The sequence below is a fragment of the Rhizobium leguminosarum bv. viciae USDA 2370 genome (assembly GCF_002008365.1).
Lineage (GTDB): Bacteria > Pseudomonadota > Alphaproteobacteria > Rhizobiales > Rhizobiaceae > Rhizobium > Rhizobium leguminosarum.
The window spans coordinates 662887-689602 of sequence record NZ_MRDL01000036.1 but is presented as its reverse complement, the minus strand read 5'-3'; the positions used below and the strand labels follow the sequence as shown (position 1 = coordinate 689602).

The following is a 26716-nucleotide window of genomic DNA, read 5'->3' as shown; positions in this document are numbered from 1 at the left end:
GGCGGAATGATGGAGGGCGAAATCACCTTTTCGCGAAATCCCCGTGCAATGTGACGTGGCCTCGCAAAAGCCCAATTATCGCGACCATGCCACGAAAAAAGGGCCGGCACTCGGGCCGGCCCTTCCAGGATTATCGGGGTATCCCCTGCTTCAATTCGTCGGCTGGGCAGGTGCCCCAGGCGCTGCCGGAGCCGGCACTGCCGGGCTTGCTGGCGACGGCTGCAGGGTGCCGGCGGCATTGTCGAAATAGCGGAAGAATTCCGAATTCGGCGACAGCACCAGCGTCGTGTCCTGCGACGAGAGAGCGGAGGAATAGGCCGCCATCGAGCGATAGAACTCGAAGAAGGCTGGATCCTTGCTGAAGACTTCGGCGAAGACGCGGTTGCGTTCCGCATCGCCCTGGCCTCGAAGGATTTCCGCATCACGCTGGGCGCCCGCGGTGAGCTCGACAACCTGACGGTCGGCGATGGCGCGCCGCCTTTGGCCTTCCTCATTGCCCTCGGCACGGATGCGCTCCGCCTCGGCAAGGCGTTCCGAACGCATGGCATTATAGGTATTCGGCGCAACCTCCGGCGAAAGGTCGGTGCGGCGGATGCGAACGTCGTCTATATGCAGGCCGAGATTTTCGGCATCCGTGCGCAGATCGTCGCGAATCTCCAGCATCATTGCGACACGCTCTTCCGAGAGCGCGGCATTGTAGTCACGCAGACCGTAGACGCGGCGAAGCGATGAATCGAGCTGCGCCCTCAACCGCGCTTCTGCGGCTTCGCGATCGCCCGATACTGTTTCGCGGAAGCGACGAACATCCGAGATGTTATAGATCACGAAGGCATCGACGTCGAAGGTCTGGCCGTCCTGGACCTGAACGCGGATATTGTCGAGATCGAGCCTCAGCGCCTGCTTTTCGACCAGCTGAACGCGGTCGGCATCCATGAAGCCGAAAGGCAGCTTGAAATAAATTCCAGGCTCGGTCTTGACCGACTGGATCTGGCCGAAGCGGACGACGATGGCCTGCTCACGTGCATTCACCACGAAGATGGACGAATAAAGCCCGACCAGCACAATGGCGAGGATGAGGAGAATGATGGGAAGTCTGTTCGATGTCATGACTTAACCTCCCTGTTGCGCCGGTTTGCCGAGCTCATTGAGCGGCAGATAGGGCAGGACGCCCTGCTTTTCGTCGATGATGACCTTCCGGGAGTTCTTCAGCACCTGCTCCATCGTTTCGAGGTACAACCGCTTGCGGGTCACATCGGGCGCCTTGGAATATTCGTCGTTGATCGCCGTGAACCGCTGCGCTTCACCTTCCGCCTCCTTCACGACACGGTCCTTGTAGGCGGCTGAATCTTCGCGGATTCTGGCCGCATCGCCTCGCGCCTGGCCGAGCTTTTGGTTCGTGTAGCGATTGGCCTCTTCGATCGTGCTATCGCGGTCACGGCCGGCACGCTGCACTTCTTCGAAAGCATCGGCGACTTCCCGCGGCGGCGCCACGTTCTGGATCGTCACGCCGGTCACGGTCACGCCCGCGCCATAGCGGTTCATCGTGTCCTGCAGGATATTGAGCACATCCACTTCGATCGGCTGGCGATTACTGCGGAAGGCGTCCTGCGCCGGACGCCGGCCAACGATTTCACGCATGGCACTGTCGGAAACCTGCTGCAGCGTCTCTGCCGGATTTTCGACGTTGAAGAGATAGGCCTTGGGATCGCTGACGGTGTAGAAGACAGCGAACTGCACGTTGATGACGCTCTTGTCGCTGGACAGCATCAGGCCGTTCGAAGACGATGCCGAAGTCGCCCCGATGTTCAATTGCTGCACGGTCACCTTGACCGTCTCCACGGTCTCCATCGGCCACAGGTGGAAATGCAGGCCCGGCATGGAAATCTCGGCCTTCGGCTTGCCGAACCGCAGTTCGACGCCGCGTTCGTCCGGCTGCACGACATAGATGCACTGGATCAGCCAGAAGACGGCGACGATCGCCACGACGATCACCGCCACGCCGCCGTTGAAGCCGCCGGGAATGATGTTGCGCAGTTGGTCCTGGCCGCGCCGGATGATATCTTCCAGATCAGGCGGTCCGCCCTTGCCGCCGCCACCGCGCGGCCGGTTCGGCCCCTGTCCCCATGGTCCCTGATTATTACCGCCGCCGCCGCCCCAAGGGCCGCCGCCGCCATTCTGATTGCTCCAGGGCATCAAAACCTCGTTGTTGGTTAAGTCTCCACGCATCCGAAACCGTGGGGGCTGACCGGCGGACGCGTTGGTGACCGTTATAGGTATCGCCGCATCGGCTTTCAACGCAGCGTGAGAAACTTGGTCAATATAATTGGAAAATAGTTCATTTTCAGGCGTAACGGCGTTCGTAGACGATGAAACGCGTGGGATAACTGTCCTTTTCGCCGGCCGGAACCGCGATCGCCTCCCCCGCCTGCCAGGTGTCGGGATCGATCACGGGAAACGACGCGTCTCCATCGAGATCGGCCTCGACATGCGTGATGCACATCCGGTCGGCAAGGCCGATCGCCTGGGCATAGACCTGCCCGCCGCCCAGAATGCAGATTTCGTCGACGCCGGTTTCGAGCGCCAGCCTTTCGGCCGCCGTCATCGCCTCCGGCAGCGAATGGGCCATGGAGACATCAGGATGGTCTATCGCCGCCTGTCGCGAGATGACGACGTTCGGCCGTCCCGGCAGCGGCTTGCCGATCGAATCGTAGGTCTTGCGGCCCATCACCACAGGCTTGCCCAATGTCAGCGCCTTGAAGCGCTTGAGGTCGCTCGAAAGCCGCCACGGCATGTCGCCGTCGCGGCCGATAATGCCGTTGCGGGCAACGGCGGCGATAATGGTCCTGCGGATGTCGGCCATGGAATATCCTGGATCAGACGGCGATCGGCGCCTTGATGCTGGCATCGGCCTCGTAGCCGATCAGCTCGAAATCGTCGAAGGTGAAGCCGAAAATGTCCTTCACCTCAGGATTGATGCGCATGAACGGCAGCGGCTTCGGCCGGCGTGCAAGCTGCAGTTTCGCCTGGTCGAAATGGTTGTGATAGAGATGGGTGTCGCCGAGCGTGTGGACGAAATCGCCAGGCTTCAGTCCGGTCACCTGAGCCACCATCATCGTCAGCAGCGCATAGGAAGCGATATTGAACGGCACGCCGAGGAAGATATCGGCCGAGCGCTGGTAAAGCTGGCAGGAAAGCTTGCCATCAGCCACATAGAACTGGAACAGGCAATGGCAGGGCGGCAGCGCCATTTCGTCCACTTCGGCCGGATTCCAGGCCGAGACGATGTGGCGGCGCGAATTCGGATTGTTGACGATGCCTTTGACGAGATTGGCGATCTGGTCGATATGGCCGCCGTCGGGCGCTGGCCAGGAGCGCCACTGGGCGCCGTAAACAGGCCCGAGATCGCCGTTTTCATCGGCCCATTCGTCCCAGATCGAAACGCCGTTCTCCTTGAGATAGCGGATATTCGTCTCGCCCTTCAGGAACCAGAGAAGCTCGTGGATGATCGAGCGCAGATGCAGCTTCTTCGTGGTGAGGACGGGGAAGCCCTCTTCCAGGTCGAAGCGCATCTGGTAGCCGAAGACTGAGCGTGTGCCGGTGCCGGTGCGGTCGCCCCGGTCGGAGCCCTTTTCCATCACATGATTCAAGAGATCGAGATATTGCTTCATGTCGCGCTGATTCCGTTTCGGCTAATTTAAGCCTTCAGAACCGGGAAACCAATCACCGCCGGGCATTTTCCCAATGTTTCTGATGGGTCGCATAACGCTTTTATGACGTTTGCCCTTTCCTTGGGCTGAGGAAACCACTATATCACCCATGCCGGCTTTCGGGCCGGCTATGGCGATAAACGAGCGGTGTAATAAACCTATTGGACCCGGGGGCGGTACCCGGCGCCTCCACCAAAAACCGGCGGTCTCGAAGGCCGGCTTTTGATGGGGGCGAAACAGGATCGACAAGGGTGTAAAGATCGTCTTTTTGCTCGGCATTGTACCGCCGTTATCGGGCTAAAATTGTAGTTGCAAACGACAACTATGCGGAAGCTCGTCTCGCTGCTTAATCGCGGTGTGACACTTCAATCAAAGTCCTAGTGGTTCGCACCTCTAGGCGGGGTCCGAAGGCACCTGGCAACAGAAGCCTTCACCTTCTCCCTGCCGCCGAAATCATGTATGCTGCTTAAAAACGTGACTCGGCTCCGGTCTTTCCCAAGGCGCCCGGACGTGGCATACAACCTTGTGAAAAGACTCCGAACCGACGAAAGACAGGAAAAGCATGGGGCAGGATCATATCCGCTACGACATTCTGGCACAGGATGCACTTCGCGGCGTCATCCGCAAGGTATTGGCGGAAGTCGCAGCCACGGGCCGCCTGCCCGGTGATCATCACTTCTTCATCACCTTCCTCACGGGCGCGACCGGGGTGCGCATCTCCCAGCATCTGAAGTCGAAATACCCCGAGCAGATGACCATCGTCATCCAACACCAGTTCTGGGACATGAAGATCACCGAAACGCATTTTGAGATCGGCCTTTCCTTCTCCGACGTCCCGGAAAAGCTGGTCATCCCATTCAATGCGATCCGCGGCTTCTACGATCCCTCCGTCAACTTCGAGCTCGAATTCGACGTGCCTCTCGCCGATGGCGAGGAATTGCCGTCCGGTGAAATCACCGCCTATCCGGTGGATGCGGCTGGAAAGTCCGATGACGCCGCGGGCGCAAAACCCGCCGACGGCGAGGAGAAGAAACCGGGCTCCGTCGTCTCACTCGACTCCTTCCGCAAGAAACAGTGATTTAAAGGGAGGCCAAGCCTCCCTTTTTGATAGGGAATTCAGGCAAACGCATGAGCGCCGAAATCATCAATCTGCGCCAGTTCCGCAAGAAGCAGGCTCGCTCCGAAAAGGAGAAGCAGGCCGAACAGAACCGTATTTCCTTCGGCCGCGCCAAGGCCGAAAAGCAACTGACCCGCAGCCTGAACGACAAGGCCGACAAGATCCATCGCGACGGCCGGATCGAGACTGATGACGACGGCGCGTGAGGGTTTCACGCAAAGCTTGAAAAGCTGGAATGGATTCTGCGATCAGCCACTTGCGCGGTTTCCTTGAATCGATCTGCCAACCCCACGCATGATTTGACAAAACGTCCTGAGCGCGTCCTCGCGGACGCTCGGCGCTATAACCGGGATGTGAAGGCGCTCCATGATCCGCAAGCATTCGGCGACATTGCACGGCCATCGCACCAGTTTTTCGCTTGAAGATGAGTTCTGGGCCGAGCTGAAGATGATTGCCGCGGGCCGTTCGATACCGCTCGCCGCCCTGATCTCCGAAATCGACGACCACCGCCCGCCGGACAGCAACCTGTCCTCGGCGCTGCGCTTGCATGTGCTTTCCTGGCTGAAGGCGGGGGGCGACCGCCAGCCGTGACCCGGGCCTGATGCACGCTGCACAAAACCGTGGGGCGATTTTGGAAGAAAAATCAATGAAAACAAAGATCTGATACGCCTTGCATGAATCAAATTCTATGCAATCTCACTGCGCCTGAACGCCCGGCAACTGGTCAAAATTGAGCGGACCCGGCTGTGCTTGCCCGCTGCGCCGTGCCGCTTCCGCCTCGGCGGCAGCCCTCGCTTGCGCATCCGCCTTCGCTTTGGCTTCCGCCGCGCGTGCAGCCTCTGCCTCGGCAGCAGCCTTCACAGCGGCTGCTTGCTGCGCCAGTGCACGCAGCCGCTCTTCCTCCGCCTGCCGTTGTTGCTCGATCTCGGCCGCCTTGATGCGCTCGGCGTCGTTGAACCGATAGAGCGCCACCTCGCGGCGCAGCCGTTGTTTTTCGAGCACGATCGCCTGCAGCCGTTCGACCCGCCGGCGCTCGCGCTCGAAAGCGCGCAGCGACAGATAGCTGGTGATATCGGTCACATCCATCGTCTTGCCGGGTGATGGCAGCATGCCGGAAAAATTCAGCCTGAGCGCCGGCTCCGCACCAGAAAGCGCTTCGGTGCCCGGATTGAACCCGACACCCAGCGTCGCGCTGACCCGCTCTTCCGGCAGCGCGATCTGCGCATCGGCGGTGATGCGGGCGAGATCGTTGGCGACGGTGACATTCTGCACCCTCAGCGTCCCGTCGGTGATGTTGAAGGGGACGCCGAGCGGCGGCAGCTTCGCCTCGCCGTTGCTGAGCAGCGTTTCGATGATCGGATGCACCTTGCCGGCATTGATCTGCTCCTGCATCGTATCGGTCGCGGCAAGCAGCGGCGGAAGGATGGCAAGATTCAGCCCGCGTATGCTGGTATCGCCAAGCCTCAGTTCGCCCGAACCATTGAGCGAGCTGGCAATTTCGCCGATCGTCTTGCCCGAGGCCTCCATCGACAGCGACAATCCGAACTTGCCGTTGGCGATCGGCGCGCCGTCGCGCAGCCAGACGACGCCGGAAAGATCGGAATCGGCAAGCGCAAGCTTCGTCTGCAGGAAGCCGGTGCCGTTGGCATTGGTGAAGAGCAGGTTGCCGGAAAGCTTTCCACCGTCCCAGTTGCCGGCCATGTCGTTGAGCTGCAACTCGTCGCCCTTGTAGGCGACGTTGCTGGTGAAGTCCGACACCGCCGTATCCGGCAGGCCCGGCCAGAACTGCTTGGCCATCAGCTTCACGTTGACGTCGAGATCCTTGAAGATGGGCAGCCCCAGCGGCGCCGTCGTCAGCTGACCGTTGGCGGGATCGACGATCTGGCCGAACACCGCCTCGCCGAGCCAGCCGGCATCGGCCTTGGTGAGTGTCAGCCCACCGCTCGCGGTCGTCTTCGCAGCCTTCCGGTCGAAGGTCAGCGCACCTGAAAATTCGTTATCGGCCGCATGCCCCTTGAGATCCGAAAAGACGATCTTGTCGCTGTCGACGGCGGCATTGACCTGCAGGCCGAGCGGCAACCCGGTTCCGGTCTGCGGCAGGGCGATGCCGTTCATGATGAGATAGGGGTCAATATCGGCACTGTCCAGCGAAAGCCCGATCTGGCCGTTCATGAAGGTCTCCGGCCGAACATCGACCTTGCCGTTGGCGGTGAACGAGGTCCGGTCGGTCGCAAAGCTCAGGGCCGCATCGGCGGGATCATTGCCCGATGCCTTAACCTTCAGCGTCAGGCGGCCATTGGCCCCGACATCGACCGGCAGCGGGTCGAGCCCGGCCTGGCCGAACAGGATGGACGGCACGGCGTTTTCGAGCGTTGCCTCAAGGCTCGTCGTGCCATTGCCGGCCAGCGCCAAGAGGTCGGACATGCGGTAGTCGAGATTGACGCGGCTGCCGTTCGAGACACCGGCAAGTGTCACCGTCAGCGCGTTGCCCTCGTCGCCGCCGAGCGTCAGCGCGCCGCGAAGCGCCGTATTGCCGTACCACCCGGCATTGCGCACCAGCCGGTCGAGCACCGGGTGATGCGGCAGGTGCTCGCGCAGCATGGTAAAGAAGCCGCCGGGATCGGCCGATTTGAAGGTGATTTCACCCGCGCCTTTGTAGTCGAGCAATGAGCCTTCCGCTCTGCCCGTCGCCGTCAGCTCGGCGCCTGCGATATCCTTGATCGACAGCCGGTCGACGGCAAGCGCGCCATCGGCGATCGTAAAGGTGGTCTCGACATTGTCGGCACTGACGCCGAAGGCGGTGAACTTGTCGGCCTTAAGCTGGGCGGCGATCTTGTGGTCCAGCACGTTGTCGCCGGCATCCTGGCCGGTCATGAGCCCGCTCAGCGCCTGCAGCGCGTCGAGATCGAGCGTATCGCCGTTTAGCGCCACCGACAGCGTCGGCGTCTGGCCGGAAATCGCCTGGCGCTCCAGCCGGCCCTTCAGCGTCGCCGGTCCGATGGCAATCTCGAGATTTTCGAAACGCTGCAATTCATGCGTCAGGCTGACATTGGCGGAAAAGCCCGCCTGCCGCAGTTGCCGGATGGCCGGATCGACCGAGCCGGCAAGCCAGGAGGCAAGCCCGGTCGGCTGGCTGGAAGCCACCACGATCTGGCCGTTGAACGAGGCCTCACCCTGAAGCAGGAGCTTGCCCTTGCCTTCCACCTGCGTGCGCCCCGGCAGCGTGCCGGTGGCGCTGTCGATCATCCAGCCGGTGCCGGCCGGCTCGAGCTCCAACTGCACGTCACGCAACGTCGTATCACCGGCGACGATCGCCGGCAGCTTGACGCTCGCCTTGCCCGGCACCTGCGGGATCGGCACCTGCCCGACGATATCGATCAGCGAATTCAGCCGTTGGCGCGCCGAAACAGCCGCATCGCGCGTCGTCTTGCCGGCAGTGCCCTGATTGCCGATACGGTTGACGTCGATCTGTTGCCCGTCGGCGGTCAGCAGGAATTCCGGTGCATTGCCGGTATCGAGCGTCGCCTCGCCGGTTATGACATAGGGATCGTCGGTCGGGCCGATCTCCATCCGGTATTCGGGAATGCGGATGCGTTCATTGGTGAGCTCGAAGCGGCCCTTGACGCGCGGCGGCTGCTCTTTTTTGTTGGCGGGCTTGGCGCTGTTGCGGATCTCGATCGCCGCCGAAAGCTGGCCCTGATAATTCGGCTTACTGTCGACGAGCTTCAGCTCGCCGTCGAGATCGACGCTGACAGGGTGCTTGTCCGGCGAAAGCCTCGTGCGCATGCGCAGCACGCCCTTGTCGTCCGGCTGGCTGCTCGAGATCGAGAAGCCGCCGTGCTCGCCGTCAAGCGCAGCGTCGCCCTCGATGCGCCAGGGGCCGGCCAGCGACTTTGCCGACATTTCCGCATTGAGTCCGGTGATGCGACGCGAGCGGCCCGACTGGTCGTCGATGAATTCGACCTCGCCGCCGCTGACATGCACGTTTTCGAGAACGACGGTCCTTGCCGGTATTTCCGCGCGGCTGCCGCGCATCCAGTCGAGCGTGCCGTCCTTGAGCAGTCTCAAGCGCACCTTCGGATTGACGATGCGCATGTCGAAGATCAGCGCTTCGCCGGACAGGAAAGGTGCGAGCTCCGCATCCATGGAAAACTGCTCGACCTTGACGATCGGCGTGCCGTCCGCTTCCTGGCCGACGCGCACATCATGCAGCGTCACCGATGGAAACGGCAGCAGGCGCGCATCTACCGTGCCGTAGACGGTGACTTTCTTACCGATAATGCGGCTTGCCTGATCCTCGAAATTCTTGCGGAAATCCGTCCAGTCGATGAACAGCGGCGCAAGCAGCGCCACAAACAGCGCTACGACGATCACTCCCCCCAGAAAGACGAGGAACCGGCCTACCAATGCAAAGCGTCTCCATTCGGGATTCTGTTGCCGACACTAGAGCATGATGCCGAAAAGTGTGAGCGGTTTTCGGACGACATCATGCTCTAACTCTTTATTTGAGAACAGGATTCAGATTTCAGGTTGAGCTGGCCCAACATCATTCTGTTCTAGCGCTATTCATGCCGGGGGCAAGGCCCAAGTTCATGAGAATATTCCGTTTTCAGCCATGGTGGAAAATCTTGCCGGGATTGAAGATATCGTCTGGATCGAGCGCCTGTTTCACCTGTCGCATCAGATCCACCGCGCCGCCGAGCTCCTGTTCCAGAAACGCCATCTTGCCTTGCCCGATCCCGTGTTCGCCGGTGCATGTCCCGTCCAGGTCGAGCGCTCGCTGGTTGAGCCGCTGCACGAAGCTCTCAGCCCTGGCGATGTCTTCGGCACTTTTGTCGTCGAACAACAGCAGCACATGGAAGTTCCCGTCGCCGGCATGGCCGACAATCGGCCCCAACAGCCCGTGCTCCTCGATATCCGCCTGCGTTTCGGAAACACAATCGGCGAGCCTCGATATCGGAACACAAACATCGGTCGAAAGTGCGGCAAGCCCAGGCGCCAGCGCCCTTGCGGCCCAATAGGCGTCGTGGCGCGCCTTCCAGAGCTTCGTCCGTTCCTCGGCATTGGCCGTCCACAGGAATTCGCCGCCGCCGCATTCCGCCGCGATCTCGGCAAAGGCTGCCGATTGCAACGGCACCGTCTCGTCGGTGCCGTGAAATTCGAGGAACAGTGTCGGGCTTTCGGCATAGGAGAGCTTGGAATAGGCGTTGCAGGCCCGCATCTGTACCGTGTCGAGCAGCTCGATGCGCGCCACCGGAATGCCCATCTGGATCGTCATGATGACGGCATCACAAGCGGCCTTGATGCTCGGAAAGGCACAGGCCCCTCCGGCGATCTTCTGCGGAATCGCCTGCAAGCGCAGCGTTACCGAGGTCAGGATGCCGAGCGTGCCCTCGGCGCCGACGAAAAGCCGCGTCAGGTCGTAGCCGGCGGAAGATTTGCGGGCGCGCCGGGCCGTGCGGATCTCCTCGCCATTGGCGGTGACCGCGGTGACGGCAAGCACATTGTCCTTCATAGTTCCGTAGCGCACGGCATTGGTGCCGGAGGCCCGCGTCGAGGCCATGCCGCCGATCGAGGCGTTGGCGCCGGGATCGATCGGGAAGAACAGGCCGGTATCGCGCAGGTGGATGTTCAGCGCCTCGCGTGTCACACCCGGCTCGACGGTGCAGTCGAGATCTTCCGGATTGACCTCGAGCACCCGGTTCATGCGGCTGAAATCGATCGAAATACCGCCATTGGCGGCATTGACCTGGCCCTCCAGCGAGGTGCCGACACCGAAACCAATCACCGGCACCTTGTGGGTCGCACACGCCCTGACCGCCACCTTCACATCCTCGGCGCTCTCGGCGAAGAGCACACCGTCCGGGAGCTGCGGCGGGATGTAAGTGGTCGTATGGGCATGCTGTTCGCGGAAGGACTGGCCGGTCTGGAAACGCTCGCCGAAGCTCCGCTTGAGAATACCAAGCACCGCGGCAATTCCGGCCTCGTTGCGTGTGCCCGCCTTCGCGTCCTTCAGCGCCATCCCTTTGATCTCCCTGCCATTCCGCAGAAACCATATCGTGTTCCGCAGGTCAGGCTGGGTATGCGGCAAGTCAAAGCGGCTGTCCAGTTAAGATTGGCAGAAGATTTCATTCCTACTTTGTTATAGGCCGGTTGCTATAGCCAAGTCCGCAGTCCCCGCACCTCAGACAATAGGCGGATTGAGCCGCGCAAAACCCTCCTGCCTGCGATAGGGAAAATAGGGATAGGGCGCCGTGACAGTGCTTATGGCGTCGAGCCTTTCGATCTGCTCCCTCGACAGGCTCCAGCCGACCGCGTCGAGGTTCTGCCGGAGCTGTTCCTCGTTGCGGGCGCCAATGATGACGCTCGATACCGTCGGCCGGTTAAGCAGCCAGTTGATGGCGATCTGCGGCACCGTCCGGCCGGTTTCTAATGCGATGGTGTCCAGCACCTCGACGATGTCGAATAGCTTCTCGTCGTCGACAGGCGGACCGTATTGCGCCGTCTCATGCAGCCGGCTTGCCTTGGGCAGCGGCTGGCCGCGGCGGATCTTGCCGGTCAACCGTCCCCAGGCAAGCGGGCTCCAGACGAGGGCTCCCACACCCTGGTCGGCGCCAAGCGGCATCAGCTCCCATTCGTAATCGCGTCCTGCCAGCGAATAATAGGCCTGATGGGCGACATAACGCGGATAGCCGTGGCGCTCGGCGGCGGCGAGCGACTTCATCAGTTCCCAGCCGGCAAAATTGGAAACGCCGACATAACGGACCTTGCCTGCGGCGACGAGCCCGTCGAGCGTCGACAGCACCTCCTCGACCGGCGTCGAGGCATCGAAGGCGTGAAGCTGCAAGAGGTCGATATAGTCGGTTCCGAGCCTGCGCAGCGCATCCTCGGTCGCGCGGATCAGCCGCGCCCGCGACGTTCCCCAGTCCTGCGGCCCCTCGCCCATCGGCAGTGCTGTCTTCGTCGAGATCAGCACAGCGTCGCGCCGGCCGCGGATGGCCTGGCCGAGCACCTGTTCGGAGGCGCCGGCCGAATAGACGTCGGCAGTGTCGAAGAGATTGACACCGGCTTCAAGGCAGATGTCGACGAGCCGCCGCGCCTCTTCCGCATCGGTATTGCCCCAAGCGCCGAACAGGGGGCCACTGCCGCCGAATGTGCCCGCGCCGAAACTCAAGACCGGCACTCTGAGGCCGGAGGCGCCAAGATTTCTGTAGTCCATGGATCTGTCTCCTGTATTTCCTATGAGATAGACCTTGGTCGCTCGATGATATAGATTGCCTAAAAGCAAATCATTTGTGACTTGAATTCATCATGAGCCGTCAGGACATCAATCGCTCCGGCGAAATGGAAGTCTTCGTCAGCGTCGTCGAACGTGGCGGTTTTTCCGCCGCCGCTACGGCCCGGCGCATGACGCCGTCGGCTGTGAGCAAGCTCGTCGCCCGACTGGAGACACGCCTCGGCGCCCGCCTCGTCAACCGTTCGACCCGCAGGCTGCAACTGACGCCGGAAGGCTGCGCCTTCTACGAGCGCAGCATTGCCATCCTTGCCGATATCGCCGAAGCCGAACGTCAGGCCTCGACAGGCGAACAGGCCTCGGGCCGAATCCGCATCAACACCAGCGGCTCCTTCGGCAACCATGTGCTGGCGCCGCTCGTGCCTGCCTTCATGGCGCTTCATCCGGCCGTGACGCTGGATATTTCCCATACCGACAGGATAGTCGACTTGATGGAAGAACGCGCCGATGTCGCGATCCGCGCCGGCCCGTTGAAGAATTCCAGCCTGATCGCCCGCAAGCTTGGCGCCACCAGCAAGATCGTCGTCGCGTCGCCGGATTATCTATCGCGCCACGGCGAACCGCGCTCGGCTGCCGATCTCCGCCGCCATTGCCGCATCGGCTTTTCCTACGCCCGCGCCGTAGAGGGCTGGCCGCTGCGCGAGGACGGCGAAACGCTGATGATCCCGATCACCCCCGGCGTGCAGGTGGGAGACGGCGAAGCCATGCGCCACCTCGCTTTATCAGGCGCCGGCCTTGCCCGCCTTGCCGCCTTCACCGTGCGCGCCGATATCGATGCCGGGCGCCTGGTGCCGGTGCTCGAAGAGGCCAATCCCGGCGATCTCGAGGAGTTCTACGCCCTCTATATGGGCCAGGGCGGGCCACTGCCGGCGCGTGTACGCGCCCTTCGTGATTTTCTCGCCGGCCATGTGCGTTTGTGACGGTACCCCGCCCAAAACCGCGCAGTGACCCAAGAGGGAGACATACATAAAAACAATGAGTTAGCGCGGCAACATGAATCAAATTCGCATCTTAAGGCGCCGAGTAGCCAAATTTCGCAATTGACCGCTCGTCTTCCACCCGCCTATACCGGACCCGCGCCAGCCGGCTCTCGTAGCCGGCCTTTCTTCGTCATGCCGGAGCCCCTCCCATATTCAGCCTCAGGGCTTGGCGCCGGCCAGGAAAGACACGGGGATCATGTCACTCAGCGACGCAAGCCGCCTGCTGCGGGATGCCGGCCTGCCGAAATGGGCGCTGCTGCTCGCGCTTTCCTCAGCTCTTGTCGTCTTCCTCGAGCTCTTCGCCCTGCCGGCCTCGCTGCTGATCGGACCGATGGTCGCGGCAATCGCACTGGCGCTGACCGTCGGCAAGGGAAAGCTTCGCGTGCCCTTCTGGCCGCTGCAGTTCGGCCAGGTCCTCGTCGGCCTGATGATGGCGCGCACCATCACCCCTGACATTCTCGGCACCATGGCGAAGGACGCGCCGCTCTTCCTGCTGTTCATCTTCTCGGTCATCGCCATCGCCACCGGCCTCGGCTGGCTGCTGACGCGCTGGCAGGTGCTGCCGGGAACGACGGCGGTATGGGGCTCCTCGCCGGGCGGCGCCTCCGCCATGGTCATCATGTCAGAAGCCTATGGCGCCGATGGCCGTCTCGTCGCCTTCATGCAGTATCTGCGCGTCGTCTTCGTCGCCGTCGGCGCCTCGGTGATCTCGCGCCTGTGGGTGGCAGCCGACGGCGCCGAGCCGCCGCCGCTTGTCCTCTTTCCCGAGATCGACTGGCCGGACTTTGCAGCGACGATGGCTTTTGCGGCCTTTTGTGCCTATGGCGTTTGGCGCCTGCGCCTCCAGGGCGGCACGATCATCGTGCCGCTCTTTCTCGGCGCCTTGCTGCAGGGCACGGGCCTCCTGAAGATCGAGCTGCCGATGTGGCTGCTCGCCATCGCCTATGCGCTCGTCGGCTGGAGCATCGGCCTGCGTTTCACCCGCTCGATCCTCAAGCACGTGGCGCGCGCCCTGCCGAGGGTATCGGCCTGCATCGTGCTGCTGATGGCGCTCTGCGGCTGCATGGCGGTGGCGCTTCACGTCTTCGCCGGCATAGATCCGCTGACCGCCTATCTCGCTACCAGCCCCGGCGGCGCCGATTCCGTCGCTATTATCGCCGCCTCCAGCGATGTCGACGTGCCCTTCGTCATGGCGATGCAGACCGGTCGCTTCCTGGTGATCCTGATGATCGGCCCGATGCTCGCCCGTTTCATCGCGCGCCGTTCCGGCCTTGCGGAAAATCCCGCTTGATGCATATCGCACCAAAAGCGCGCAGCGGTTTTGGGATAACGACATGCATAAATCAAAGACTTAAAGCGCGTCGCATGAATCCGGATTGACGCGACGCGCTTTAGAGCGCGGCGCGGAGTTATGCGCGAGCGCTGCCCACTGACCGGGCGTCATGCCGTAGGCCTTCTTGAAATGGCGGTTGAGATGGCTCTGATCGGCAAAGCCGGTCGCCGCCGCCACATCGGAAATCTCTTCGCCCGTGCCGATCATCGCCCGCGCCCGCTGCAGCCGCCGCATCAAAAGGTAGCGATGCGGGCTGGTGGCAAAGGCCGCCCGGAAATGCCGCGACAGCGCGAAACGGTCGAGCCCCGTTACCGCTTCCAGCTCTAGGGAATGCACTGTCCTGCTCGCATGCGCCTCAAGATAATCTCGCGCCGCCTGCGCCTGCCGCCAGGCGACACCGCCGAGCGGCCGGCGCGGCATGCGCGCATGCCGTGACAGCCCGCCGGTCACCCGCGATACGAAATCGTCGACGAAAAGCTCGTCCAGTTCGCGGTCGAGTTCGCCGAGTGCTGCCAGCAGCACGCCCGCCAGCGCGGGATCGCCGATAACGGGTTCATCGACAAAAGGCAGGCCGACGCCATCGGCTTCCAGGCACTCAAGAAGCAGCGATGGCTCCAGATAGAGCATGCGGTACTGCAGCCCGTCCTCGGTCCCCGCCCCGCCGTCATGCTCCTCATCGGGATGCAGCACGATCACCTGCCCCGGCAGGCTGAAGCGCCGCTCGCCGCGATAGCGAAAGGTCTGAACCCCCTTCAGGGTCACGCCGAGTGCATAGGTATCGTGTCGGTGCGGCTCGAAGGCATTGCCTGAGAACTGCGCCGCGATGCGCTCGATGCCGGGAAAGGCCGGCGCAGCCAGGATGGCGTTGCCGGACGGTCCCGCGCACAAACGTTCAAGACCTTCGAAGACCTGCGGATGTAAATCCTGGTTCAACGCGCCCGATACTCCATAACCCGTAGTTAGGTGAAAGACCGTCCGATGTTTGATACCAAAATTGCCGTCGTCCTGCGAAACAATCTTGCCGGCTGGCAGAAGCTGAACGTTACCGCCTTCCTGATGACAGGCATCGCCGGCCGGCATCCGGAGATCATCGGCGAAGACTATAGGGACCGCGCTGGCAATCTCTACAATCCGCTATCGATCCAGCCGATCATCGTGCTCTCTGCCGACGAGGCGACGATGTCAGCCGTTCACCGCCGCGCGCTGGAGCGCGATATTGCCAGCTCGCTGTTCATCGAGGAGATGTTTGCGACCGGCCACGACGCAGCCAATCGCGCCGTCTTCGCCGAATTTGCTCCCGAAGACGCGAAGGTGGTCGGCATCGCGCTGCGCGCCGAAAAGAAGATCGTCGACAAGATCACCAAGGGTGCGACGATGCAGCATTAACAAAAACGGCCGGGCTGGGCCCGGCCGCTTCAAAGGTAGAAAATCCGGTTCAGCCCTGCGTGATCGGAGCGATCTGGATCTCGACGCGGCGGTTCTGCGCCCGGCCGGCCTCGCTCGCATTGGAGGCGACCGGCTGGGACGGGCCGAAACCGACGGCGGAGACGCGGCGCTGGTCGATGCCCTGGCCGCCGAGATAATCGGCAACCGACAGCGCACGGCGCTGCGACAGGTCCTGATTGTGCTGCAGGCTGCCGGTCGAATCCGTATGGCCATTGACGTCGATCAGCGTGCGGTTGAACTTGCGCAGCACGATCGCCACCGAATTCAGCGTCGGATAGAAGCCCGGCTTCACCGCGTCCTGGTCGACGTCGAAGGTGATGTTCGAGGGCATGTTGAGGATGATGTTGTCGCCGTTGCGTGTCACCGAAATGCCGGTGCCTTCGAGCTGCGCGCGAAGCTCGGATTCCTGCTGGTCCATGTAATTGCCGATCGCGCCGCCGGCGAGAGCGCCGACGCCTGCGCCGATCAACGCCGCATTGCGCTTGCCGTGGCCGCCGCCGCCGACAGCCACGCCGACGAGAGCGCCGCCGAGGGCGCCAAGCGCGGCGCCGCCCGCCGTATTGGAAACCTTCTGTTCACCGGTATAGGGGTCGGTCGTCGTGCAGGCACTGAGATAGCTTGCGGCAATAGCGAGAAGTACGAATTTTTTGATCATGGACAGGACGGTCTCCGTTCGACTGATCCGAGCAAATGGCAAGGATTGCGGCAAGAAAATGAAGATGTTCCCTTGATAGGGGAATTTCAGGCGCCGAAACAGAAGCGATGTTGCGGGAATGCGCAGATATCACCAGTTTTAGCGAGTAGTGCGCCTGCGCGACGGTATGGCAGAACGATAGCCTCTGCGGCCAGCGCGACAATCAGCCCTCATGGTCATGAGGCCGAAAGGCCGTCTCGAACCACGAGGGCGGATGGCTGGGTGACCGCACTCTTAGAAATTCTGGAACAACTGCCTGACCGTATCGTAGGTCGCGTTGGCGATATTCAGCGATTGCAGGCCGAGCTGTTGCTGCGTCTGCAGCGCCCTGAGCTTGCTGGACTCTTCCTCCATGTCCGCATCGACAAGCCGTCCGATGCCGGCGGTGATGTTGTCGTGGAGTTTCGTGGCGAAGTCGTTTTGCAGGTTGATGCGCTTCTCCAACGCGCCGAAGGCTGAACCGACTGTCGTCAGCTGCGTCAGTGCCGCATCGACGACACTGATCATTTCGCTGACCTGTCCTTTCGTCGTGACGTCCGAGAGCGAAATCACCACCTGCCCCGTGGTCGTGCCGTTCTTGCTCTCCATCAGCACATAATTCTGCGAGGCGCCGAGCTCGGTGGCGAAATAGGCCGATGTCAGCACGCCGTATTCGCCCGAACCGGTGGCGCGATCGTCGATCAGGTAGCGCGCGTCCTTGGAGGAGGTGCTCCCGGTCGGCGTCGTGTCGATATGGTAGCTCAGCATGCCGACCGAGATCGTGCCGTCGGCATTGCGGATGAAGGAGGCCGGGATCTGGCGCGGCTGGGTCGGCGTCGCGTTGTTGTCGAGAACCACCCAGTTGTCGCTGTTGAAAGTCGCCGCCTCGGAGACGCTGCGCAACTGCTCCTGCAACTGCTTGATCTCTTCGTTGACCTTGTTCTTGTCGATGCCATCTTCGGTCGCGGCAACCAGCTTGGCCTTGATCTCCGAGACGACATCGATGACGTTCTGAACGCCGGTATAGGCCGTTCCCATCGTCGCCGCCGCCATACCGAGCGCATCCTGGATTGCTGAAATCGCCTTGTTGTCGGTTCGCGCAGTGGTCGCGACAGACCAGTAGACGGAATTGTCTCTGGCCTCCGCGACGCGCTTGCCGGTGGTGATGTGGTTTTGCGTGACCGCCATATTGCGGTTGATATCGCGCAGCACATGAAGCGCCGCATCCACCGAGACGCGCTGGTAAATACTCACGGAACTAAACTCCAAAAACACAACAGGACGCAAACTGCACAAGAAATGAACCGTCCGCGCGGACTCTCATGTCCGGGGTCGCTGGAATTCCAGCGCGTTGCGGCCTCCAAGAAACGAAGAAGACCAGTCGGTTACTGATAACAATCATTGCCGTTTATGCTTAACAAACGACTAAACTTCAGAAGTAATTTATCTTATTTCGCAAGGTTTCATACACCATGAGGAGCGCCGCCGGATTACAGCGCCCCGCGTCTTTTCAGACCCGCAAAGGACGGTGTAGCACCTTGAATTGCTGCAAAATTTATCCTTAAATCCATTCCGATTTAAGGGGTTGTGCGGCAGTCCGGCGGCCTTCGAAATCGGATGAACGCCTTATTCGGCGGCCTGCAGCTGCTCGTCGTCGGGCGCAGCGCGCGGCCGCGTGGCGACCGACATCTCTTCGTGCAGGCGCGCCTCCTCATGGGCGTGCGGCTTGGCGAAGCGGGCAAGCAGCAGATAGGCGACCGGCGTGATGAACAGCGTCACCAGCGTCGCGAAACCGAGACCGCCGACGATCACCCAGCCGAGCGCAACGCGCGCTTCGGCGCCCGCGCCATGGGCAAAGACCAGCGGCACGCCGCCGAGGATGGTGGCGATCATCGTCATCATCACAGGGCGAAGGCGTAGCGCGCAGGCCTTCTCGATCGAGGACCGCACATCCTCGCCCCGGTCGCGGAGCTGATTGGCGAATTCGACGATCAGGATGCCGTTCTTCGCCATGACGCCGACCAGCAGCACCAGGCCGATCTGGCTGTAGATGTTGAGGCTGGAGCCGGTGATAACAAGCGCGAAGACGGCGCAGGCAACACCGAGCGGCACCGTCGACATGATGATCAGCGAGGACAGCACGCTTTCGAACTGCGCAGCCAGCACCAGGAAGATGATGACGATGGCGAAGCCGAAGGTCAGCGCCATGCCGCTCGAATTCTCTTCGAGAGTCGCCGCTTCCGCTAGCGGCAGCAAGCGAGAGCCTGGCGGCAGCAGCGGCTCGGCAAGAGCCGTCACTCGGCTGACGGCATCGCCGAGCGACATGCCGTTCCTGAGGCCGGCGGTGATCGCGACGGAGGCGAGCTGCTGCTCGCGGTTGAGCTGCGGCGCGACCGACCCTTCCTTCATCGTGGCAATGACCGACATCGGCACGATCTTTCCATCGCCGGTCTTCAGGAACACGTTCTCGAGGTCGGTCGGATCGTCGATCGGCCGCGTCGTCGAGGTCAGAAGCACGGGATAGGATTCGCCGTCGACGAAGACGTCGACCACCGAGCGCCCTTCGAGCAGCGATTGGATTGCCGTCGAAAGTCCGGTTATGTCGATGCCGAGATCCGAGGCGCGCTCGCGGTCGATTGTCACCGACACCTGCGCCTGGCTGGGCTCGTTAGTCAGGCGCGGCGTCTCGTATTGGCCAGTGGCCTCGAGCGCCTGCACCAGCTTGGCGGCCGCCGCCGTCAGCGCCTCGTGATCATTGCCGATCAGCGCCATCTGCACGCCGCTGCCTGCGCCGCGGATGCGCAGGCTGTTCGATGAGATGGCGTTGCCGCGCAGAGCCGGCACCCTTGAGGCCGCCTGGTTGATATCGCCGACGATCTCCGCCTGCGTCCTCTGGCGCTCTCCCCAGGGGGCAAGCGTCAGCACCATGAAGCCGCTGTTCAGCGAACCGCCCTGGCCGGAAATCGAGAAGACGTTGCGAATGTCGCCGCTGTCGACCAGCGGCTGCAGATATTCCTCGACGAGCTGCATCTTATCTCGTGTATATTCGAGGCTCGATCCCTGCGGCGTCGTCAGCCGCATCATCACCAACGACCGGTCCTCTTCGGGCGTCAGCTCGCTCTTGACCGTCGAGAAGGCGATGAGCGCCGCGCCGGCAAAGATCACCGAGAACAGGATGACGACGAAGGGCGCGTTGAGACAGCCGTGCAGAGCCCATTTGTAGAGATTGGCAAGCGCCCCGCCGAAGCGGCCGAGCACGCCGTGATCTTCGAGCATCGGCTTCGTCAGCATGCGCGAGGCAAGCATTGGACACAGCGTCAGCGCCACGATCGACGACAGCCCGACCGAGAAGGCGAGCACGAAGCCGAATTCGCGGAAGAGTCCACCGACCTGTCCCGGCAGGAAGGAGAGCGGAATGAACACCGCCGCCAACGTCGCCGTCGTGGCGATCACGGCGAAAAACACCTCACGCGTGCCAAGCACCGCGGCCGCGCGCGGTCCCATGCCCTCAGCGCGCCGGCGCACGATATTTTCGAGCACCACGATCGCATCGTCGACGACGAGACCGGTCGCCAGCACGATCGCGAGCAGCGTCAGGATGTTGATCGAGAAGCCGACCATATAGATCGCCGCCAGCGTGCCGATCAGCGCCACCGGCATGCTGACCGCCGGAATCAGCGTCGCCCGCCAATCGCGCAGGAAGAGATAGATGACGGCGGTGACGATGACGGCGGCGAGCACCAGCGCCAGCACCACCTCGTGGATCGCACCCTGGATGAAGACGGCGTCGTCGCTGGTGATGGCAATCGTCGTGCCCTCGGGTAGCGTCTTCGACAGCTGGTCGACGGCCGCCTTGATGCCGGTCGAGATGTTCAGCGTATTCGACTGCGCCTGGCGGATGATGCCGAGGCCGATGCCCGGTTTGCCGTTGGAGCGCAGCGCCGTTTCGCCGTCGCGCGGCCCGAGCATAACCGTCGCGACGTCGCCGAGCCTGACGCGGTCCTGGAGGATGACGTTGGAAAAATCCGCCGGCGTCTGCAGGTTGGCGGTGGCGCGCACCACGATATCCTGCGTATTGCTCTTCAGCGATCCGGCCGGCACGTCGAGTGCGGCATTGTCGAGCGCCTTCGTCAGGTCGCCGATGGTCAGCCCGCGGCTGGCGAGCGCGCCCTGGTCGACGTCGACGCGGAAGACCTTCTCCTGGTCGCCATATTCCTCGACGTCGGCAACGCCGTCGACGGAGGCGAGGCGATCGATCACCTCGTTTTCGACGAGCTGCGTCAGGTCGTCCATGTTGAGCTTGGTGGAGGTGACGGCAAGTCGCAAGATCGCCGAGGAATCCGAATCCGCCTTGACGATCTGCGGCGCGTCCGCTTCGTCGGGCAGGTTCTGGGTGATGCGGCCGATCGCGTCGCGCACGTCGTTGGCGGCGACCGCGAGATCGATCGCATCCGAGAATTCCAGCGTTACCCGGCTCTGGCCGAAGGAAGAGGTCGACGAAATCGACTTCAGGCCGCTGACGCGCGCGACCGCCCCCTCGATCACCTTGGTCAACTCCTGGTCGATCGTCTGCGGCGAAGCGCCGTCGAAGGTGGTGCGCACCGTGACGACGGGACGGTCGACATCCGGCAGTTCGCGCACCTCGACGCCGACATAGGCGGCAAGGCCGGCGACGACCATCAGCGTGTTGAACACCAGCGCCAGGATCGGCCGGCGAACGAAAAGTGCGGTGAAGCTCTGCTTGCCCGAGGCCCTGTCCTGATGAATCTCGGTCACGCTCATTGGGTGGCGACCTCCGCAGTCGCGGCGACATCGGCGCTCACACGCACAGCCCCGCCCTCACGCACACGCTGCAGGCCCTGCGTCACGATCATGTCGCCGTCCTTGAGGTCAGCTTTGACGAGCACGAAATCCGGGTTGCGCTGCACGATGCTGACCCGCACCTTGCGCGACTTGTCGTCATTGACCTGCCAGACGAATGACCCTTGTGAATCCCACTGCACGGAGACCGGATCGACCGCCGGATATTTGTCGCCGGCAAATTTCATGCTGACGCTGAAGGACATGCCGGCGCGCAACTCATCCGAACTATTGTCGATCTTGGCGCGCAGGCGAAGTGTGCGGCTTGCCGCGTCGATGCGGTTGTCGACGGCTTCGACCACGCCGGAAAAGACCTGTCCCGGCCGCGCCACCGACATCGCCTCGACCGGCTGACCGACCAACACAGTATTGGCGAAACGCTCCGGCACCCAATAATCGACGAGGATTTCCGAACGGTCGTCGAGCGTGACGATCGGGATGCTCGTCGTGACGTTGTCGCCGATATTAACCGGCACGATGCCGACGATGCCGTCGATCGGCGCGGTGATGTTGCGCCGTGCGAGATTGAGCTCGGCGGCCTGCAGTTGCAGCCGCGCGCCCTGCTCGGCAATCTCGGAATCGAAGACGTCCATGCGCGACACGCTGGACTTGATATTGTGATAGAGATTGGACTTCTCGACGGCGGCCTTGACCGCCACATCAGCCTGGCCGCGGGCGATCACCTGCTCCTCGCTGTCGAGCTTGGCGAGCACCTGCCCGGCCTTCACCCTGTCACCAGACTTGATGAGGATTTCGCGGATCGTGCCCGATGCCTGCGGCGTGACCGCCACCGAGCGGATCGCGTCCCCCGTGCCGATGGCGTTCAGCCGGTCGTTGACGACGCCCTGGACGACAGCCTGCGTCGCGACGAGAATGGCGCTGTTGCGCCCGCCGCCATTGCGGCGGTTCTGTCCCTGCCCTTGTCCGTCGCCGCGCTGCTGCCCTTGCGCCCGGGCAGGAGCGTCGGCATCCGCCGTCTCCTCAGCCTTCGGCGCGATCTTGGAAACGACGCTGTCTGGAATACCTGCACCGCGCATCGTATCGCCGGCGCCGGGCACAAAGAAAACCCACGCGGCAAAGCCGGCAACAATCACGATGAGCGACAGTATAAACTGCTTCCAAAAGGCCATTCACGTCTCCAGAGGGACTCGAGGTTGGACCTGGGTCGGTCGAAAGAGGCGCTGCGGGATCAAGATTCCCGTCTGATGCGACAATATCGCGCGTTTACAGCTTACCGGCAAGCATAAGCAGCCGGCATTACCGATTTGTAATATCAGCAAAGAATGGAAATAACCCGACCGCTCACTTTTGCTTGATCGAACACTCGCCGCTGTCTTTGACACCGCCGATTGTCGGGCGAAATATTGCACAAATCTCTGACGATGCAGATTGGATGTCTATCGGCGCATCGACCATCGCACGCCCATGACGGCCGCAATCCCCAGTATCGGCCACATCGCCCAGAACTGCCCCGTCCAGGTGAAGAGGTTGATGCCGGCAATGCCGAGCGCCACGATCGCCAGCGAGGTGATCTTGCGGTTGAACAGCGTCTGGTCGCGATTCCAGGCGAGCGCCGCGACGACGGCCAGCGCCAGCACGGGAAAGCGCGCCCAGAAAATGCCCTGCCATGACAGCAGATTGATGCAGATCAGGACAGCGGCGATGACGGCGAGCACGCCGTAGAGCCTACTCCCGCGCGGTGCCGGCCTTGCCTCGGAGATTGCCGCCGCCATAACCGCCGGCTGCGGCTGCGGACGCGCGGGGCCGGATCGTTCGGCAGGCGGCGTCTCGTCCCTGGCATCGCCGATCTTCACCGCGTAGCTCGGCACGCCTTCATCGACATTCTTCACCATCAACGGTCCGAGAAACTCGAAACCAACAGCCACCTTGTTGCGCACCTGATCGTAGACAGTGCTTGAAATGACGATGCCGCCGGCCGCAGCCGAAGCCTGCAGCCGCGCCGCAATATTGACGCCGTCACCATAGATGTCGTCGCCTTCGACGATCACGTCGCCGAGATTGATGCCGATGCGAAAGAGCATGCGCCCGTCGGCCGGACGGCGGGCGTTGAACCCCGCGAGTTCGTTCTGGGTGTCGACGGCCGCGCGCACCGCTTCGACCACGCTCGGGAAATCGGCGATCAGCCCATCGCCCCAGGTATTGATGACGCGGCCGCCATGGCTTTCGATGAGGCGCCCCATCGCTTCTCGGCAGCGCTTCAGGCTCGCAAGCGTGCCCTCCTCGTCAGCCCCCATCAGCCGCGTATAGTCCTGCACGTCAGCACAGAAGATCGTCGTCAGCTTGCGCCGCGTTTCACTCATGGTCTCTCGTCTCCGCGCCATCCGCCCCGGGAAAGATCGCTGCAAAGGCTGAAACTGGTCGAGATCAAGTGGGCGATTGCAACGGCGGTAAACTACTAAGGCTTTGTGTTTGTTGCCACCGATAATTGTTCACGTTATCGCCCGTCAGCACAACGAGTGATTATTGAACGATCTTGCGCGGGCTCGCCGTGTGTTCTCTCGCCACCGTGCTGGAACTGTCGATTTCCTGAAGCAATACGTCATAGCCCCAGAGATCGGCGAGATGCTGCAGGACGAGCTTCGTGTCATTTTCCTGAAGATAGCAGCCATTCATCATGATGTGTTGCAGCAACAGCCGGCGGTCGCCGGCGAGATCGACATCGACGATATCGATTGCCGGATCGGTCCAGCCGATATCATATTCGCGGGAGAGCTGGCGGCGGATGCGCAAGTATCCACGCTCATTATGGATCGCCGAAACCAGCACTCCCTCGGTCTGTTCAGGATCGTCGTAGAGATGGAACAGCCGCAACTGCCGGATCAGGTTCGGGCTCAGAAACTGGCTGATAAAGCTCTCGTCCCGGTAATTGGCCCAGATGTCGCGCAGGACCGCCATCGCATCGCCTCGTCCAGCGATATCGGAAAACCATGTGCGGTCCTCTTCCGTCGGCTTCGTGACGATCCGCTCGATATCCTGCATCATCGCAAAACCAAGCGCATAGGGGTTGAAGCCCGAGAACCGCCGGTCGTCGTAGCTCGGCTGGAACACGACGTTGGCGTGCGACTTCAGGAATTCGAGGAAGTTTCCGTCGCTGATCTGCCCCCGCTCGTGAAGCCGGTTCATGATCTGGTAGTGGACGAAAGTGGCGGTTCCCTCGTTCATCACCTTGGTCTGCCGCTGGGGATGGAAATATTGCGCGACGTGGCGGACGATGCGGAGGATCTCGCGCTGCCACGGCTGCAGCCGCGGCGCCGATTTTTCAAGGAAGTAAAGGATGTTGTCCTGCGGAAGACCGAGGGCGGCGCGGCGCTTTTCCAGGCCGATGTCACCCGCCTTCCGGGCCTTGCCGACCGGAACCGTGCGCCATAGGTCGTTGAACATCTGCTCCTCGTGGGCGCGGCGCTCCTGCTGCCGCTTCTCCTCCTGGCGAAGATCGATGGTGGTCTTGCCCGCGTATCGATGTACGCCGTGCGACATCAGCGCATGGGCTGCGTCGAGCGTACGCTCGACGGCCGTCTCGCCGTAACGCTCCTCACAGCGGGTGATATAACCCTTGGCGAAATCGAGGTAATCGAGGATACCCTCCGCATCGGTCCAGAGCTTGAAGAGATAGTTGTTCTTGAAGAAGTGGTTGTGGCCGAAGGCCGCATGCGCGGTGACGAGCGTCTGCATCGTCGCCGTGTTCTCTTCCATCAGGTAGGAGATGCATGGAGAGCTGTTGATGACGATTTCATAGGCAAGGTCACGCATCCCGCGGCGGTAGAAGGTTTCGTGATGCGCGAAGTGCTTGCCGAAAGACCAATGGCGGTAAAAGAGCGGCATGCCGGTGGAGGAATAGGCATCGAGCATCTGCTCCGAGGTGATGACTTCGATCTGGTTCGGATAGACGTCGAGGCCGAGTTCGTTAAGCGCGATCTCCTCGCAGGCGTCGTGGATGCGCTGGAGCGTTGCGAAATCCCAGTCGGCTCCCTGGAACAAAAGCCGCTCTCTTGGTCTCATCGTCGTGGTCATGGCGTCACCCTCGACTGTGCGTCACGTTTCTGGAAGAGATCATGGAAAACAGGGAATATTTCGCTCCGCCGGCAGACCTTGCGCATCGAAAGCGATAGCTCGGAACGGATCCCGTCATAGAGCATCCAAAGCGGTGAACGGGATATTGAGGAGTCGCCGCCCTCTTCGCCGACCTCGATATAGGCGAAATACTGGCACAGCGGCAAAATCTCGCGCAGCAGTTGCCCGGTCAGGTTTCCGTCCGAATGGGCGTTGTCGCCGTCCGAAGCCTGGGCGCCGTAGATATTCCACTCTGCCGGATCGAAACGCGCCGCGATGATCCCGCGCATCGCCGCAAGAGCGCTGGATACCAGCGTCCCGCCCGTCGCCGGACCATAGAAGAAGGTTTCCTCGTCGACCTCCTCGGCCTTGTCGGTATGACGGATGAAGACGATCTCCACTTTCTTGTATCGCTTCGACAGGAAAAGGTAGAGCAGCAGGTAGAACCGCTTCGCAAGGTCCTTCATGTGTTCCGACATGGAGCCTGAGACGTCCATCAGGCAGAACATCACGGCCTTCGCTACAGGCTTCGGCTCGTTTTCGAAGCGGCGATAGCGCACGTCGAGCGGATCGATATAGGGAATGCGCCGGCTTTTTTCCGTCAGGGATTTGAGTTTTGCCTCAAGCGTCAGGCGGCTTTCGTCGTCCTCGCATTCCTCGATCTGTCGCTGCAGGGCTTCGATCTCTTCGCGACGCGGACGGTGAAGCGCGACGCGGCGCATCATCGCGAGCCTCGTCGTGCGACCGACGGCGATGTTGGACGGCGATCCCGATACGGAATAGCCGGCCCGCGACGGAGTTTCCTCCTCGGTTTCGGTCAGACGCCGCTTGGCAAGGTCGGGCAGTTCCAGGTCATCCAGAAACACATCGAGGAATTCCTCGCGCGTCAGCACGAAACGGAAGCCGTCCTCGCCATCGCCTTCGCCTGCATCTTTTGGTTTTCCACCCTTCCTGCCCGGCGGCCGTGGAATGATATCGCCTTCGACGAAGGCCCTGTTTCCCGGCAGGATGTGATCGGCGACGCCGCCGTCGCCCCTTCGAAGGCTCGGTTCGGCCATTCCATCGATCGGCAGGCTGATCTCACCGCCGTCGAGCACATCGCGAATGTTCCGGTTTTGCAGAGAACGCTTTACCGCCTGCTGCACGGCGCCTTTCATGCGCCGAAGAAACCGTTGCCGATTTTCCAGACTTTTACCGCGCGGATTCAGCCGACGGTCGACAATGTGCATATTGGC

General features: G+C 62.0%; 21 protein-coding genes and 1 other RNA gene. 7 read left to right on the top strand and 15 right to left on the bottom strand.

Features of this window, described 5'->3' with window-relative positions:
- Positions 1-150: 150 nt before the first annotated feature.
- The 4 genes from hflC to BS629_RS18195 all read right to left on the bottom strand — a co-directional run bounded on the left by hflC (position 151) and on the right by BS629_RS18195 (position 3668).
- Entirely contained in the window at positions 151-1107 is a 957-nt protein-coding gene (gene hflC, locus BS629_RS18210; RefSeq protein WP_018242812.1) for a protease modulator HflC, read from the bottom strand.
- Positions 1108-1110: 3 nt separating this feature from the next.
- The gene (gene hflK, locus BS629_RS18205; RefSeq protein ID WP_018242813.1) at positions 1111-2193 is read right to left on the bottom strand and encodes an FtsH protease activity modulator HflK; all 1083 of its coding nucleotides are present in this window, start codon (positions 2191-2193) and stop codon (positions 1111-1113) included.
- A 148-nt stretch (positions 2194-2341) separates the two neighbouring features.
- A complete protein-coding gene (locus BS629_RS18200) occupies positions 2342-2860 on the bottom strand; it encodes a dihydrofolate reductase (RefSeq protein ID WP_018242814.1) in 519 nt (172 codons plus the stop codon).
- Between the two features lie 13 nt (positions 2861-2873).
- Positions 2874-3668 carry a thymidylate synthase gene (locus BS629_RS18195; RefSeq protein ID WP_018242815.1) on the bottom strand — a complete coding sequence of 265 codons (795 nt, stop codon included), beginning with the start codon at positions 3666-3668 and terminating at the stop codon, positions 2874-2876.
- Positions 3669-3779: 111 nt separating this feature from the next.
- Between BS629_RS18195 and ssrA the strand changes: the two genes are divergently transcribed.
- From ssrA to BS629_RS18175, 4 genes are all read left to right on the top strand, one after another.
- Positions 3780-4142: a transfer-messenger RNA gene (gene ssrA, locus BS629_RS18190) on the top strand.
- Positions 4143-4269: 127 nt separating this feature from the next.
- The gene (locus BS629_RS18185) at positions 4270-4785 is read left to right on the top strand and encodes an SspB family protein (RefSeq protein WP_018242816.1); all 516 of its coding nucleotides are present in this window, start codon (positions 4270-4272) and stop codon (positions 4783-4785) included.
- A gap of 50 nt (positions 4786-4835) precedes the next feature.
- Entirely contained in the window at positions 4836-5030 is a 195-nt protein-coding gene (locus BS629_RS18180) for a DUF4169 family protein (RefSeq protein ID WP_018242817.1), read from the top strand.
- A gap of 160 nt (positions 5031-5190) precedes the next feature.
- Positions 5191-5415 (top strand): ribbon-helix-helix domain-containing protein, encoded by a 225-nt coding sequence (locus tag BS629_RS18175; protein WP_018242818.1) that lies wholly within the window; start codon positions 5191-5193, stop codon positions 5413-5415.
- A 105-nt stretch (positions 5416-5520) separates the two neighbouring features.
- On the opposite strand, the gene BS629_RS18170 is transcribed toward BS629_RS18175, so the two are convergent.
- From BS629_RS18170 to BS629_RS18160, 3 genes are all read right to left on the bottom strand, one after another.
- On the bottom strand, positions 5521-9231 hold the full coding sequence (locus BS629_RS18170) for an AsmA family protein (protein WP_018242819.1): 3711 nt from the start codon (positions 9229-9231) through the stop codon (positions 5521-5523).
- A gap of 202 nt (positions 9232-9433) precedes the next feature.
- Positions 9434-10846 (bottom strand): FAD-binding oxidoreductase, encoded by a 1413-nt coding sequence (locus tag BS629_RS18165; protein WP_077988335.1) that lies wholly within the window; start codon positions 10844-10846, stop codon positions 9434-9436.
- 162 nt (positions 10847-11008) lie between these two features.
- Complete coding sequence (locus tag BS629_RS18160) at positions 11009-12043, bottom strand: aldo/keto reductase (protein WP_018242821.1); 1035 nt, start codon at positions 12041-12043, stop codon at positions 11009-11011.
- A gap of 92 nt (positions 12044-12135) precedes the next feature.
- On the opposite strand from BS629_RS18160, the gene BS629_RS18155 reads away from it, so the two are divergent.
- Together BS629_RS18155 and BS629_RS18150 are read left to right on the top strand one after the other, a co-directional pair.
- The gene (locus tag BS629_RS18155; protein WP_018242822.1) at positions 12136-13038 is read left to right on the top strand and encodes a LysR family transcriptional regulator; all 903 of its coding nucleotides are present in this window, start codon (positions 12136-12138) and stop codon (positions 13036-13038) included.
- Between the two features lie 256 nt (positions 13039-13294).
- Positions 13295-14389, top strand: coding sequence for an AbrB family transcriptional regulator (locus BS629_RS18150; RefSeq protein WP_018242823.1), 1095 nt, complete (start codon positions 13295-13297; stop codon positions 14387-14389).
- Positions 14390-14449: 60 nt separating this feature from the next.
- On the opposite strand, the gene BS629_RS18145 is transcribed toward BS629_RS18150, so the two are convergent.
- The gene (locus BS629_RS18145) at positions 14450-15364 is read right to left on the bottom strand and encodes an AraC family transcriptional regulator (protein WP_018242824.1); all 915 of its coding nucleotides are present in this window, start codon (positions 15362-15364) and stop codon (positions 14450-14452) included.
- A gap of 45 nt (positions 15365-15409) precedes the next feature.
- On the opposite strand from BS629_RS18145, the gene BS629_RS18140 reads away from it, so the two are divergent.
- Positions 15410-15817: a DUF2000 family protein gene (locus BS629_RS18140; RefSeq protein WP_018242825.1), complete on the top strand. Its 408-nt coding sequence runs from the start codon at positions 15410-15412 to the stop codon at positions 15815-15817.
- Positions 15818-15866: 49 nt separating this feature from the next.
- On the opposite strand, the gene BS629_RS18135 is transcribed toward BS629_RS18140, so the two are convergent.
- The 7 genes from BS629_RS18135 to BS629_RS18105 form a co-directional block, all read right to left on the bottom strand.
- Positions 15867-16532 carry a YiaD family glycine zipper/OmpA-like lipoprotein gene (locus BS629_RS18135; RefSeq protein ID WP_012758248.1) on the bottom strand — a complete coding sequence of 222 codons (666 nt, stop codon included), beginning with the start codon at positions 16530-16532 and terminating at the stop codon, positions 15867-15869.
- A gap of 273 nt (positions 16533-16805) precedes the next feature.
- Positions 16806-17804, bottom strand: coding sequence for a flagellin N-terminal helical domain-containing protein (locus BS629_RS18130; protein WP_018242826.1), 999 nt, complete (start codon positions 17802-17804; stop codon positions 16806-16808).
- 372 nt (positions 17805-18176) lie between these two features.
- Entirely contained in the window at positions 18177-21332 is a 3156-nt protein-coding gene (locus tag BS629_RS18125) for an efflux RND transporter permease subunit (RefSeq protein ID WP_018517475.1), read from the bottom strand.
- Positions 21329-22540: an efflux RND transporter periplasmic adaptor subunit gene (locus tag BS629_RS18120; protein ID WP_018242827.1), complete on the bottom strand. Its 1212-nt coding sequence runs from the start codon at positions 22538-22540 to the stop codon at positions 21329-21331. The genes BS629_RS18125 and BS629_RS18120 overlap by 4 nt, the downstream gene beginning before the upstream one ends.
- A gap of 267 nt (positions 22541-22807) precedes the next feature.
- The gene (locus BS629_RS18115; protein ID WP_018242828.1) at positions 22808-23731 is read right to left on the bottom strand and encodes an adenylate/guanylate cyclase domain-containing protein; all 924 of its coding nucleotides are present in this window, start codon (positions 23729-23731) and stop codon (positions 22808-22810) included.
- Positions 23732-23891: 160 nt separating this feature from the next.
- Entirely contained in the window at positions 23892-25442 is a 1551-nt protein-coding gene (locus BS629_RS18110; protein ID WP_018242829.1) for a SpoVR family protein, read from the bottom strand.
- On the bottom strand, positions 25439-26710 hold the full coding sequence (locus BS629_RS18105) for a YeaH/YhbH family protein (protein ID WP_018242830.1): 1272 nt from the start codon (positions 26708-26710) through the stop codon (positions 25439-25441). The genes BS629_RS18110 and BS629_RS18105 overlap by 4 nt, the downstream gene beginning before the upstream one ends.
- Positions 26711-26716 lie beyond the last annotated feature (6 nt).